This is a genomic window from Polaribacter sp. OB-PA-B3 (assembly GCF_054589375.1).
On the sequence record NZ_BAAIIX010000008.1, the window covers coordinates 136,953 to 150,546 of the forward strand.

A 13,594-nucleotide genomic window follows, 5' to 3' on the forward strand; every position below is an offset into this window, starting at 1 on the left:
TATTTTAAGAATTAATCTAATTGTATAAGATCTATATTACTTTCTTTTACTTTTTTATTTAGCTCTTTAACGTCTTTTGTAAACAAAGCGTTTAGTTTTAATAATTCTGCATCAATTTCTTTAGTAATTTCATTTTTAAAATCGATAGCTTGTTGTGTTGGTGCATAATTACCTGTTCTAGTTAAAGAATTTAAATGTGCTAATTTATTATTTAGTCGAATAGGATAATTTAAAGGATCTTGTCCACTTTTAGATTTGGTTTGATATAGAGTTTCTTCAATTTTTGTAATATCCTTTACCAATTTGTCTGCAAAATCTAATAGTTCTTTGTGCTTTTTTCTGTTTTTAATAGATTTCTTTAAAGCACTAACTTGAGTTCTAATTTTCTTAACGTTTTTTAGAGCTTTATGAATCTCTGTCATTTTAGCATTAATTTCGTTAATAAAATCGAACTGAGCCTTCATTTCTTCTTCAGAAACTTCTGATGAAGGATTTCTTAAGATGTTAAAATCTTTAGTTATTGTTTGGTTATTTACGGTTAATGCAACCTTATATTTACCAGGTAATGCCATTGGTCCGTTTAAAGAAGCCCACCAAAGAATCATACCTTTAACAGATTCTGCACCTGTATACATCATATCCCAATAGAAAATATTATTTCCGTCTTTTACAGATAATTTAGCTTCTTTTTCCTTTGTATTAGGTTTTGTACTAAACTTTTTTATCAAGTTATTATTAGCATCAAAAAACGAAAGTGCAATTGTATCTTTCTTGTTTTCTTCTTTTACATAGTAAGAAACTGCAACACCACCCGGATGATTTGTACCAGATGTTCTTGAGGTTCTTCCTCTGCCACCGCTCATGTTATAAGCGTCTTTTGGTTTGTAAAGAATTACGTTTGCATTTGTATTTCTGTTAAGTTGATGTAATGGTGTTAAATCATCAATAATCCAAAGTGCTCTACCTTGTGTAGCTGCAATTAAATTATCGTTTTTAATAGCTAAATCTGTAATTGGTACAATTGGTAAGTTTTTCTGAAAAGTTTCCCAATTTTTACCATCATCAAAAGAAACATACATTCCTTTTTCTGTACCTGCATATAATAATCCTTTACGTTTTGGATCGGCTCTTAAAGCTCTCGTAAAGCTTTCATTTTTTATTCCGTTTACGATTAGTTTCCAAGATTTACCATAATTTTCTGTCTTATAAATATATGGTTTGTAATCACCAGATTTGTATTTAGTTCCAACAATATAAGCGCTTCCTTTATCAAACGGACTAACTTCAATACAATTAATCATCATCCATTCTGGCATTTTTTTAGGTGTAACGTTTGTCCATGTTTTTCCGTTGTTTTTAGAAACGTGCACCAAACCATCGTCAGATCCTGTCCAGATTAATCCTGGTTCTAAAGAAGATTCTGTAGCAGCAAAAATAGTTCCGTAATATTCCACACCCGTATTATCTTTTGTAATTGGTCCACCAGACGGTCCTAAAGTTTTTGGATCGTTTCTAGTTAAATCAGGACTAAGTAATTTCCATGATTGTCCTTCATTTTCGGTAATATGTAAATGGTTAGAAGCTGCATACAATCTCTTTTTGTTATTTGGAGAAAAGAATATTGGAAAATTCCATTGAAAACGATATTTAAAATCTTCAGCACCATGCCCCATTGGGTCGTCAGGCCAAACATTAACAGCTCTTGTTTCTCCTGTTTTATGATTTTTTCTAGTAAGCAGTCCTCCGTAACTTCCACCATAAACAATATCATTATTTAAAGGGTCTACAGCAATATGTGCGCTTTCGCCACCTGCAGTAGGTTCCCAATCAGAATCTGTAATAAATCTTCCTGTGGTTCTGTGTGCAATTCTTATTGTAGAGTTATCTTGTTGTGCCGCTAAAATTCTATACGGGAAATGATTGTCTGTAGTAACTCTATAAAATTGAGAAGTCGGTTGATTGTTCATCGTGCTCCAGTTTTCACCGGCATCAAAAGAAACTTGTGCACCACCATCATCACCAATAATCATTCTTTGGTTATCCTCTGGAGCGATCCATAAATCATGATGGTCTCCATGCGGTGCATTGTATGTTTTATAAGTTTTTCCTCCGTCGGTAGATTTATGATAACGAACATTTAAAACATACAAAATATCTTCATCTTGTGTGTCTGCATACAAGCGTGTGTAATACCAAGCTCTCTGGCGTAGTTTTCTTTCAGAATTTATTAATCGCCAAGTATTACCAGCATCTGTAGATTTGTAAACGCCACCTTTTTTGTTTTCTATTAAAGCATATACAATATCAGAATTTACGGGCGAAACTGTAACTCCGCTAATTCCCCAAATTCCGTCTGGTAGTCCTTTATTCGCAGAAATGTTTGTCCATGTTTCTCCTTCATCAGTACTTTTCCATAGAGCTGAACCATCACCACCAGAAGATAAACTATACGGAGTTCTTCTAACATTCCAGGTTGTTGCATATAAAATTCTTGGGTTATTTGGATCTATTATTAAATCTACTACACCTGCATTTTCATTAGAAAATAAAACTTTTTTCCAGTTCTGTCCTCCGTCGATAGATTTATAGACACCTCTTTCTTGTGTTGGTTTGTATAAATCTCCCATAACTCCTGCAAAAACAATGTTAGAGTTTTTAGGATGAATTCTTATTCGAGGTATATGTCTTGAATTTTTTAAACCGATATGTGACCAAGTTTTACCTGCGTTTTCAGATTTCCAAACGCCATCACCAGAAGAAACATTTCCACGAACTGTTTTTTCTCCCATTCCAACATAAATAACGTTGTTATCAGATTCAGAAACGGCAACAGCTCCTACAGAACCACCAAAAAATCCGTCGGAAATATTTTGCCAAGTATTACCTGCATCATTAGTTTTCCAAACACCACCACCGGTTGCGCCCATATAAAATAAATTTGCTTTATTTGGTACACCAGTTACAGCAGCGCTACGACCACCTCTAAATGGGCCAATATTTCTCCAGGTAATAGGATTAAAATTTTCACTAGAAACTTTGTTAGCATTTTTTTGTGCATTAACTTTGGCATTTACACACAAAAGCATGCAAACGACTAATAATAAGTGTTTTTTCATGTTGGTTAGTTGTAATTAAAGGTTTAAAAATAAGAATTAAAATCAGTTTTTAGAATGGACATATTGTTAAATGTTTTAAAGAATAGCAAAATAAATGAGGAAATCACAATTTCTGGTTCTAAAAGTGAATCAAATAGACTACTTATTTTACAAAACCTTTTCCCAGAAATAACGATTAAGAATTTATCGGATTCTGATGACTCTGTGCATATGCAGCATGCACTTTCTACAAATAAAGAAATTGTAGACATTGGTCATGCAGGTACAGCAATGCGCTTTTTAACATCTTATTTTGCAGTTAAAGAAAATAGAGAAGTTCTTTTAACAGGTTCTGAAAGAATGCAAAACAGACCAATCGAGATTTTAGTAAATGCATTAAAAGATTTAGGTGCAGAAATTAGTTACGAAGATAAAATTGGCTACCCGCCAATACGTGTTAAAGGGAAAAAAATAACAAAAGATAAAGTTGCAATTAATGGTAATGTATCTAGTCAATACATCTCATCTTTACTACTAATAGCATCAAAATTAGAAAAAGGATTAGAAATCGAATTGGTAGGAAAAATCACTTCGGTACCTTATATAAAAATGACGTTAACGCTATTAAATCAAATAGGTATAGAAACTTCATTTAAAGGAAATTTAATTAAAGTTTTGCCAAAGACCTCTATTGATAAACAAAATGTTGTTGTGGAGTCTGATTGGTCTTCTGCCAGTTATTTTTATTCGATTGTAGCTTCTTCTCCATTGGGTTCGTCAATTCAGCTATCTGCATATAAACAAGAAAGCTTGCAAGGAGATTCTTGTTTGGCAGAAATATATAAACATTTTGGTGTTGCTACTAGTTTTTCTGATAACACAATTACATTATCAAAAGAAAAAGAAAGTAGCAAAGAGGCATTAGAAATAGATTTAAAAAATGCACCAGATATTGCACAAACAATTGCAGTAACATGTTTTTCAGAAAATATTGCTTGTAATTTAACGGGTTTACACACATTAAAAATTAAAGAAACCGATAGGTTAGAGGCTTTAAAAGAAGAATTGACAAATTTAGGTGCATCAATTTCTGTAACTAATGAATCTTTACACTTAGAAGAACGTTCTTCAATTAAAGAAAATGTGGCAATAAAAACCTATAATGATCATAGAATGGCGATGGCATTTGCGCCTTTGGCATTAAAAGTACCTGTAAAAATATTAGATGCAGAAGTTGTTACAAAATCATATCAAAAATTTTGGCAAGACATGCAACAAATTGGTATTAAGGTAGAAGAACTTTAAATTAATAGGCGAAACACTTGACAACGCCTATCTCGATATCGTATATTTGCAACTTTTACAAGAAATACATATATGAAATTATCGCATTTTGAATTTGATTTGCCAGAAGAATTATTGGCAATCTATCCTGCAGAGCACAGAGACGAATCTCGTTTGATGGTGTTAAATAGAGCAGATGGTACTATTGAACATAAACAGTTTAAAGATGTTATTAACTACTTCGATGAAGGTGATGTTATGATGTTAAATAATACCAAAGTTTTTCCTGCCAGAATGTTTGGTAACAAAGAAAAAACTGGTGCTAGAATAGAAGTTTTCTTATTAAGAGAGCTAAATGCAGAAAATAGATTGTGGGATGTTTTAGTAGATCCGGCAAGAAAAATCAGAATTGGAAATAAATTATTTTTTGGAGATGACGATAGTTTAGTTGCTGAAGTTATAGATAACACTACATCAAGAGGTAGAACTTTACGTTTCTTATTTGATGGTTCTTACGAAGAGTTTAGAGCCAAATTGTTAGAATTAGGACAAACACCATTACCAAAAGAAATCAATAGAGAAGTAGAACCATCTGATGAAGAAAGATATCAAACTATTTTTGCTAAAAACGAAGGAGCCGTTGCAGCACCTACAGCTGGGTTGCACTTTTCTAAGCATTTATTAAAACGTTTAGAAATTAAAGGAGTTGATTTTGCAGAAATGACTTTACATGTTGGTTTAGGTACATTTAGCCCAGTAGAAGTAGAAGATTTATCAAAGCATAAAATGGATTCTGAGCAAATTTTTATTCCAGAGGCAACAGCTAAATTAATAAATAATGCTAAGAAAGATAAAAGAAGAATTTGTGCTGTGGGTACAACAGTTATGAGAACTGTAGAATCTTCTGTGTCTTCTAAGCAAGAATTGAATGCTTATGAAGGATGGACAAATAAATTTATTTTTCCACCACATGATTTTAGTATTGCAAATGCGATGATTACTAATTTTCATATGCCAAAATCTACTTTATTAATGCAAGCAGCTGCTTTTGGAGGATATGATTTTGTAATGGAAGCTTACAAAGAAGCAATTAAAGAAGGATATAAATTTTCTACTTACGGAGACGCAATGTTAATTTTATAATATTCTTAATATTTAGAAATAGAAAATATTAAAACTGACACTTTTTTAAAGTGTCAGTTTTTTTATGCATATTTTTGCAACAGAATTTATTTTGAAATCATTTAATTTTTAATCCGTCTATTTTGAATAAAAAGAAAGACATAAGAGCCTTAACAAAAGAACAATTAAGAGATTTTTTTGTGGCAAATAATGATAAAGCATTTCGTGGTAACCAAGTTTACGAATGGTTATGGAGCAAGTCTTTACATACTTTTGAAGATATGACAAATATCTCTAAGGCTACCAGAGAGATGTTAGAAGAAAACTTTGTGATTAACCACATAATGGTAGATTCTATGCAAAAAAGTAAAGATGGTACCATAAAAAACGGAATTAAATTACACGATGGTTTGGTTGTAGAATCTGTTTTAATTCCTACAGAAAAAAGAACTACAGCATGTGTTTCTAGTCAAGTTGGTTGTAGCTTAGATTGTAAATTTTGCGCTACTGCAAGGTTAAAAAGAATGCGTAATTTAAATCCTGATGAAATTTACGATCAAGTTGTAGTTATCGATAAACAAAGTAGATTATATCACAACAAAAAACTAACGAATATAGTTTTTATGGGAATGGGAGAACCTCTAATGAACTATAAAAATGTTCTAAAATCTATAGAGATGATTACGTCTCCAGAAGGTTTAGGAATGTCATCAAAAAGAATTACGGTTTCTACCTCGGGTGTACCAAAAATGATTCGTAAAATGGCAGATGAAGAAGTAAAATTTAATTTAGCGGTATCTTTACATTCTGCAATAGATGAAGTTAGAACATCAATAATGCCTTTTAATACAAATTTCCCTTTAAAAGATTTAAAAGAGTCTTTAGAATATTGGTACGAGAAAACCAAAAGAGCAATTACTTATGAATATGTTGTTTGGGATGGCATAAATGATCGAAAAGAAGATATTAAAGCGTTGGTAGATTTTTGTAAATATGTACCATGTAAAGTAAATTTAATAGAGTACAATCCTATAGATGATGGTGAATTTCAGCAAGCAAGTTCATCTGCAATAAATAATTATATTTCTAATTTAGAAATGCACGATATTACAATAAATGTAAGAAGAAGTAGAGGTAAAGATATTGATGCCGCTTGTGGTCAATTAGCAAATAAATCTTAAATAGTAAAAAAACAATTTTCGACCTATGAATTTAGTGGAACAAATTAAACAACCAATCATAAAAGAAATGGAACTTTTTGAAGAAAAGTTTAAAGATTCTATGTTGTCTAAAGTTCCGTTATTAAATAGAATAACCTACTATATTGTTCGTAGAAAAGGAAAACAAATGCGACCAATGTTTGTTTTTTTAGTTGCTAAAATGGTTTCTGACGGCGGTTTTGATGAAAGAACTTATAGAGGCGCATCTGTGGTAGAATTAATTCATACAGCAACCTTGGTGCATGATGATGTAGTAGATGATAGCAATAGAAGAAGAGATTTTTTCTCTATAAATGCCCTATGGAAAAATAAAATAGCAGTTTTAGTAGGCGATTTTTTATTGTCTAAAGGATTATTGCTTTCTATTGATAACGAAGACTTCGATTTATTAAAGTTAATTTCTATTGCGGTAAGAGAAATGAGTGAAGGAGAATTACTTCAAATTGAAAAAGCTAGAAAATTAGATATTACAGAAGCCGTTTATTTTGATATTATTCGAAAAAAGACAGCAACTTTAATAGCGGCTTGTTGTGGTATTGGTGCAGCATCTGTAGGATCAAACCAAGATTGTGTGCGTAAAATGCGAAAGTTTGGAGAATATATTGGAATCGCTTTTCAAATTAAAGATGATTTATTTGATTATTCTGATGCTAAAATAGGCAAACCTACTGGTATAGATATTAAAGAACAAAAAATGACTTTGCCGTTAATTTATACTTTAAATAACTGTTCTAAAAAAGAGAAGGCATGGTTAATCAACTCTATTAAAAAGCACAATAAAAATAAGAAAAGAGTAAAAGAGGTTATTGCGTTTGTAAAAGAAAATGGTGGTATTGATTATACAATTAACAAAATGAACAGTTATAAATCGAAAGCTTTGGCTATTCTTAAAGACTTTCCAGATTCGGAGTATAAAAATTCTTTATCAACGATGATTGATTACGTTGTAGAGCGTAAAATATAATTTGCTTATTCTAATAGTTTTGTTAAATTTGGTTTTATTGCTATAAAACAGAATTCAATACTATGAAAATTTATCAAAGCCTTGTGCTTTTATTTGTGCTAACTTTTGCACAAGTCTTACAATCTCAAAATTCTTTAGGATTTACTTTTCCAGCGAATAACGCAGAGAGAAATCAAAAATGTGGTTATTTTTTAAGTGCTTTTAGACAAAAACCTAAAGAAGTTGGTTTCGGAATCAAAAGAGAAGGAAACAAGTTATATTTTACCACTAATAATAAGAAATGGTTTACTGCTTTATTTAAAAGTTCTGGTGATGGTATTGCTATTGATGTTGTTTCTAAATCTAGATATAATTGCGAAAATGAATTAGATGCTTCTCAAATTAAAGGAACTGTGCTTCCTGCGGTTTTTGCTCAGAAACTAATAAGAGGTTTCAAAGAAGTTGACGGTACAAGTAGTTTTAAGACATTAGTAGGTTCTGTGCCTGCTGCTTTGGCAAAAGAAGAATTAGAGTTTAATATTTTATTTTTAAATAACAAGGCGTTATGTAGGTATCAAACTACTTATAATTTAGATTCTTATGGTTGGGATTTGTTAGATATGGGAGTTTATTTAGATTCATTAACCTACAAAGATAAAAGTATTAATACTTCGGATAAATTTATTACAAAATATAAAACTTTAAAGTTTGTAATTCCTTTTCAAAAGAATAAATACGATTATTCATCTGAAGATATAAAACCTTTATATGATAGTTTAAGATTAACAGATTTTAATATTAAAAAGATAAATATTAAAGCTTACGCATCGATAGAAGGTAGTTTAAAAAGAAATTTAGAACTTCAAGAAAAAAGAGCTAATAGTATTGTAAAATCTTTGCAAACTTTTCAAAAACCAAATATAATTACAGAAATTTCATCTTCAGAAAATTGGGTAGAATTTTTAAACGATATTTCTAAAACAAAGTATAAAGATTTAAAAACTTTACCTAAACAAACAATTAAAAATAAAGTTGTTGGAGAAGTTTCAAAAGATTTAGAAAAGTATTTGCAAAAGCATCGAAAAGCAGTTGTGATATTAGAGTTAGAGCGAAAAGACAAGTATAAAAATATGTCGAAAGAAAAGTTGGTAGCAACATTTAATGATCTTGTTCTAAAAGAAAATATAAAAGAAGCTTTAGTAGTGCAGAATTCTATTTTTGAGAAACTTAAAAAAGAAAGTTCTCCAGATTTATTAAATACTTTAAATGTACCTAAACAAAGAAAATTTGTGCCAATTCTTAATAAGAATAGTATTTATAAGTATATATTAAATTTAAGTTATGCTAAAATTGCTTTTGATGAACTTAAAAAACTAGAAAAGTTAGATCCTAAGAATAAAAACATAAAGTATAATTTGATAGTTGTAAAGTTTATCATTTGGAAAAATAATTGGGAAAAAATCGAAGCAAGTTCGTTTAAACAAGAAATTTTAAAGTTAAAATCTTACGGAATTAAACAGCATTTAATTGATAGAATGCTGGTGAATTTTCATATTGTAAAAGCAGAAAAAAATATGAGAGCTAGAAAGTACGATGAAAAAGATGCTTCTGTAGAATTTATTATAGACACTTATGAAAACTTTAATTTATCGAATTACGATTATCTAAGTTTAGCACAATTTTTAACTTATTACGCCAACACAGATGAAGCTACAGAAGTTTTAGATGAAAAAGTAAAAACAATTACTATAGATGAAGATTTACTTTTTTATTATTTAAATTTAACAATAGTAGATGAGTACGCCGTAGATTCTCAAAACTATAGAACAATCATGTTAAACGCTATCGAAATGAATAGAGATCGTTTTTGTAAGTTATTTAATTCTTCTTTAGATGGAGGTGTTACTTTTCAATTATTAGAAAACAAATACTTAAGAGCAACGTATTGCGAAAATTGTACTAAATAAAAAGTTTTATAAACTTAAAAGTTCTTCTATAAACTCTCTAGAATTAGACAATCTTGGTACTTTATGTTGTCCGCCAAGTTTGTCTTTTTTCTTTAACCAACTATAAAACAAGCCTTCTTTAGCTAAATGAACTTTAGGAGGCATTAATGTAATATTTAAATAACGTTTCGCTTCGTAATCAGAATTTATAGACTTTAAAGCATTGTCTAATACTTCAGAAAAATAACCTATAGAATCTGGTTTATTAATAAATTCGATAATCCATTCATGGCCGCCTTTTTCTTTTCCTTGCATAAAAATTGGTCCAACAGTATAATCTGCAATTGTAGCAGCTGTTTTTTCACAAGCCAATTTAAGAGCATCTTCTACATTTTCGATATTTAACTCTTCACCAAAAACATTAATATAGTGTTTGGTTCTACCTGTTATTTTAATTCGATAAGGTTCTAAAGACGTAAAACGAATGGTATCACCAATTAAATAACGCCATAAACCACCGTTTGTAGTAATAACCAGTGCGTAATCAATATCTTTTTTAACATCCGCTAAAGTAATTGCATTCGAGCTTTCACCTTTATATTCGCTCATCGGAATAAATTCATAGAAGATTCCGTAGTCTAACATCAATAACAATTCTTTCGAGTTATTTCTGTCTTGTATTGCAAAGAATCCTTCGGAGGCATTGTAGATTTCGTAGTATTTAAAATCGGATTTAGGAATGATTTTTTTGTACTGTTCTCTATACGGATTAAAGTTAACGCCACCATGAAAATAAACTTCTAGATTGGGCCAAACTTCTAAAATATTGTCTTTACCAGAGCGTTCTAAAACACGATTTAAAAGAACCAACATCCAACTTGGTACACCCGCTAAACTTGTTATATTTTCGTTAATGGTTTCATCAATAATAGCATCCATTTTTGTTTCCCAATCGCTCATTAAAGCAACTTCTTGGCTAGGAGCAGAGCTAAAATCTGCCCAAAAAGGCATGTTTTCTATGATAATTGCAGACAAATCGCCAAAATAAGAACCATTGTCTTGGTAAACTTCCGAGCTACCGCCTAATCGCAAGCCTTTACCGGTAAAAAGTTGTGTTTTAGGATTATTGTTTATGTATAAACACAACATATCTTTGCCCGCTTTCATATGGCAGTATTCTAACGCATCATCAGAAACGGGTATAAATTTACTTTTTGCATTGGTTGTACCACTTGATTTTGCAAACCATTTAATGTGCGATGGCCAAAAAATATTTTGTTCTCCTTTTCTACATTTTTCTATGAGTGGCTCAAACGTTTCGTATTTCTGAATCGGAACATGTTTAGCAAAATCTGCATGATTTTTAATAGAACTAAAATGATGTTCTTTACCGAAAGAAGTTTGTTTGGCATTTTGAATCAATTTAAAAAGCAATTCGTTTTGTACATCTTTTGGGTACTTTAAAAACAGTTCAATTTGATGTTTTCGTTTCTTCAAAAACCAAGAAATTATAGAATTGATAATCTGAAAAGCCATAGAAATTCGTAAGTTTGTTTAGCACGATTTTTATGCAGTCTGCAATTTAAAATCGAAGTTTAAAAATACTAAAATTTGTGAGATGATTTACCAAGGAGTTTTAAAAAAAATGATGACCGAAAATGCAGATGAAATTCAGTATTATTTAGATATGAAAACTGATTTTTTAAACATGAACCAGTTAATTAACAAAGAAATATCTTTAAATTTTGTTACTTACGAGTGTTTAAATTGTGGTTTAGAAAAAACAATTTACAGACAAGGTTTTTGTAAGTCTTGCTTTTTTGAAACGCCAAATGCTGGTGATTGGATTATGAAACCAGAATTAAGTAAGGCACATTTAGACATCGAAGATAGAGATTTAACGTACGAAAAAAAGGTGCAATTGCAACCGCATATTGTGTATTTAGCAAATTCTAGTAATGTAAAAGTTGGTGTAACAAGAAAACAACAAGTACCAACCCGTTGGATAGATCAAGGTGCGCATGAAGCCATAGAAATTGTAGAAGTGCCTAATCGTTATTTAGCGGGTATTACAGAGGTTGCATTAAAAGAACACGTTGCAGATAAAACCAATTGGCGTAAAATGCTTAAAAATGATATTGAAGATGTAAACTTGGTCGAGTGGAGAGAAAAGTTAAAAGAATTTATACCAGACGAAGCAAAAGAATATTTTATTGAGAATAATTCTGAAACAAATATCAATTTTCCTGTACGTAAATATCCAGCAAAACCTAAAAGTTTAAATCTTATTAAAACACCTAAATATTCAGGTAAATTAGTTGGTGTAAAAGGACAATATCTAATTTTCGAAGACGAAACTGTTTTTAACGTAAGAAGTAATGAAGGTTTAGTAGTTAGTATTGAGGTTTAAATTCGAAGTTGAAGTAATGAGAAATTTTATAAACCTTACTGTGTTACTTTTATTGTTAGTTTTTCCAGTAGCCGGACAAGACCTTTTAAAAGGGCAGAAAAGATGGAGCGAGACCGAAAAATTATCTTTAGAAGATTATAGCATCAAAAAAAATTATAAAGATGCTATTCTTAGTCAGTTTCTAATTTCATACGAATCTAAAGGGTTTGATTTTTTAAGAAAAAACCTGAATAGTAGAGTAGAGAATATTTTTGTTGGTAACGGTTCCTTTATAGATACTACAAAAATTGTTAACTTAGAGAAACATCTAGAATTTCAGCAATTGCAGTTTGATATAGCAGAAATACAAGCAAGAAAATTTAGAAAAAGGCTTTTTTTAGGTAAAAAGAAGTTAGTTAAGGGATTTGAAGTGATGAAACTAATTAGTAATGAAATATCAAATGAGTTTGCTCAAATTCGTATGCAATTCATAAACGAAACAAATAATGGTACCAATTTAGTAGTTTTGCAAGAATGGAAAATAAAGTTGCAAAAAGAATTGAATGAATTAAATGAGTTTCGATTTGAAAATAGGAAGAAAATAAAAAGGCGAAACTAATTACTTATAATATTCCAAAATCATGAATAACAATTTATTAAAAGTAGCATTAGCACAAATCTCACCTGTTTGGTTAAACAAAGAAAAAACAATAGAAAAGATTAAGAAATCTATTGCAGATGCAGCAAAACAAAATTGCGAACTCATTGTTTTTGGTGAAGCTTTGCTACCAGGATATCCATTTTGGGTTTCATTAACAAACGGTGCAGAATGGGATTCTAAAACTCAAAAAGAAATTCATGCACATTATGTTAGAAATTCAATTACCATAGAAAAAGGCGAATTAGGTACTATTTGCGATTTAGCTAAAGAACATAAAATTGCTATCTATTTAGGTATTATGGAACGTGCCCAAAATAGAGGCGGACACAGTATTTACGCTTCTTTAGTTTATATTAATGCTGATGGAATTATAAAATCTGTACACAGAAAATTACAACCAACGTACGAAGAGCGTTTAACTTGGGCACCCGGAGACGGAAATGGTTTGCAAGTTCATCCGTTAAAAGAATTTACAGTTGGAGGCTTAAATTGTTGGGAAAATTGGATGCCTTTACCTAGAACTGCTTTATATGGTTTAGGCGAAAATTTGCATATTGCTGTTTGGCCTGGTAGCGATTACAATACAAAAGATATTACCCGATTTATTGCTCGAGAATCTCGTTCTTATGTAATTTCTGTATCTAGTTTAATGAGCAAAAAAGATTTTCCTGCAGAAACGCCGCATTTAGACAAAATAATAGAAAAAGCTCCTGACGTTTTAGCAAACGGAGGTTCTTGTATTGCTGCGCCTAATGGAGAATGGTTGGTTGCGCCTGTTTTATATAAAGAAGGTTTAATTATTGAAACCTTAGATTTTAATAGAGTTTTAGAAGAAAGACAAAACTTTGATGTTGTAGGACATTACTCTAGACCAGACATTACCAAGCTTCAGGTAAACAGAGAAAGACAGAGTACTGTTTTTTATAAAGATTAA

Annotated in this window: 10 protein-coding genes; 8 read left to right on the plus strand and 2 right to left on the minus strand. The window is 30.6% G+C overall.

What is annotated here, in order from left to right:
* Nucleotides 1-11 precede the first annotated feature (11 nt).
* Nucleotides 12-3,116 (minus strand): VPS10 domain-containing protein, encoded by a 3,105-nt coding sequence (locus ACYPV9_RS13815; protein ID WP_459744663.1) that lies wholly within the window; start codon nucleotides 3,114-3,116, stop codon nucleotides 12-14.
* A gap of 54 nt (nucleotides 3,117-3,170) precedes the next feature.
* On the opposite strand from ACYPV9_RS13815, the gene ACYPV9_RS13820 reads away from it, so the two are divergent.
* From ACYPV9_RS13820 to ACYPV9_RS13840, 5 genes are all read left to right on the plus strand, one after another.
* A complete protein-coding gene (locus ACYPV9_RS13820; protein ID WP_459744665.1) occupies nucleotides 3,171-4,400 on the plus strand; it encodes a 3-phosphoshikimate 1-carboxyvinyltransferase in 1,230 nt (409 codons plus the stop codon).
* Between the two features lie 72 nt (nucleotides 4,401-4,472).
* Nucleotides 4,473-5,522: a tRNA preQ1(34) S-adenosylmethionine ribosyltransferase-isomerase QueA gene (gene queA, locus ACYPV9_RS13825; RefSeq protein ID WP_299065837.1), complete on the plus strand. Its 1,050-nt coding sequence runs from the start codon at nucleotides 4,473-4,475 to the stop codon at nucleotides 5,520-5,522.
* A gap of 122 nt (nucleotides 5,523-5,644) precedes the next feature.
* Nucleotides 5,645-6,682: a dual-specificity RNA methyltransferase RlmN gene (rlmN, locus tag ACYPV9_RS13830; RefSeq protein ID WP_459744669.1), complete on the plus strand. Its 1,038-nt coding sequence runs from the start codon at nucleotides 5,645-5,647 to the stop codon at nucleotides 6,680-6,682.
* Nucleotides 6,683-6,707: 25 nt separating this feature from the next.
* Nucleotides 6,708-7,685 (plus strand): polyprenyl synthetase family protein, encoded by a 978-nt coding sequence (locus ACYPV9_RS13835; RefSeq protein WP_299065839.1) that lies wholly within the window; start codon nucleotides 6,708-6,710, stop codon nucleotides 7,683-7,685.
* 62 nt (nucleotides 7,686-7,747) lie between these two features.
* A complete protein-coding gene (locus tag ACYPV9_RS13840; protein WP_459744674.1) occupies nucleotides 7,748-9,631 on the plus strand; it encodes a hypothetical protein in 1,884 nt (627 codons plus the stop codon).
* 6 nt (nucleotides 9,632-9,637) lie between these two features.
* Here the strand turns inward: ACYPV9_RS13840 and ACYPV9_RS13845 are convergent, their stop codons facing one another.
* A complete protein-coding gene (locus ACYPV9_RS13845) occupies nucleotides 9,638-11,146 on the minus strand; it encodes a GH3 auxin-responsive promoter family protein (protein ID WP_299065845.1) in 1,509 nt (502 codons plus the stop codon).
* Nucleotides 11,147-11,228: 82 nt separating this feature from the next.
* On the opposite strand from ACYPV9_RS13845, the gene ACYPV9_RS13850 reads away from it, so the two are divergent.
* Genes ACYPV9_RS13850 through ACYPV9_RS13860 form a run of 3 tightly spaced genes read left to right on the plus strand, consistent with a single transcriptional unit; the run spans nucleotide 11,229 to nucleotide 13,594 of the window.
* Complete coding sequence (locus ACYPV9_RS13850; RefSeq protein ID WP_299065847.1) at nucleotides 11,229-12,020, plus strand: DUF2797 domain-containing protein; 792 nt, start codon at nucleotides 11,229-11,231, stop codon at nucleotides 12,018-12,020.
* 16 nt (nucleotides 12,021-12,036) lie between these two features.
* Nucleotides 12,037-12,618, plus strand: a complete 582-nt coding sequence (locus ACYPV9_RS13855; RefSeq protein ID WP_299065851.1) for a hypothetical protein — start codon at nucleotides 12,037-12,039, stop codon at nucleotides 12,616-12,618.
* Between the two features lie 22 nt (nucleotides 12,619-12,640).
* Nucleotides 12,641-13,594, plus strand: coding sequence for a carbon-nitrogen hydrolase family protein (locus ACYPV9_RS13860; RefSeq protein ID WP_299065853.1), 954 nt, complete (start codon nucleotides 12,641-12,643; stop codon nucleotides 13,592-13,594).

What these genes read in the sequence shown, in the direction of transcription:
- ACYPV9_RS13815 (WP_459744663.1), bottom strand. Translation starts at nt 3,116, where the DNA reads ATGAAAAAACACTTATTATTAGTCGTTTGCATGCTTTTGTGTGTAAAT.
- ACYPV9_RS13820 (WP_459744665.1), top strand. Translation starts at nt 3,171, where the DNA reads ATGGACATATTGTTAAATGTTTTAAAGAATAGCAAAATAAATGAGGAA.
- queA (WP_299065837.1), top strand. Translation starts at nt 4,473, where the DNA reads ATGAAATTATCGCATTTTGAATTTGATTTGCCAGAAGAATTATTGGCA.
- ACYPV9_RS13835 (WP_299065839.1), top strand. Translation starts at nt 6,708, where the DNA reads ATGAATTTAGTGGAACAAATTAAACAACCAATCATAAAAGAAATGGAA.
- ACYPV9_RS13840 (WP_459744674.1), top strand. Translation starts at nt 7,748, where the DNA reads ATGAAAATTTATCAAAGCCTTGTGCTTTTATTTGTGCTAACTTTTGCA.
- ACYPV9_RS13845 (WP_299065845.1), bottom strand. Translation starts at nt 11,146, where the DNA reads ATGGCTTTTCAGATTATCAATTCTATAATTTCTTGGTTTTTGAAGAAA.
- ACYPV9_RS13850 (WP_299065847.1), top strand. Translation starts at nt 11,229, where the DNA reads ATGATTTACCAAGGAGTTTTAAAAAAAATGATGACCGAAAATGCAGAT.
- ACYPV9_RS13855 (WP_299065851.1), top strand. Translation starts at nt 12,037, where the DNA reads ATGAGAAATTTTATAAACCTTACTGTGTTACTTTTATTGTTAGTTTTT.
- ACYPV9_RS13860 (WP_299065853.1), top strand. Translation starts at nt 12,641, where the DNA reads ATGAATAACAATTTATTAAAAGTAGCATTAGCACAAATCTCACCTGTT.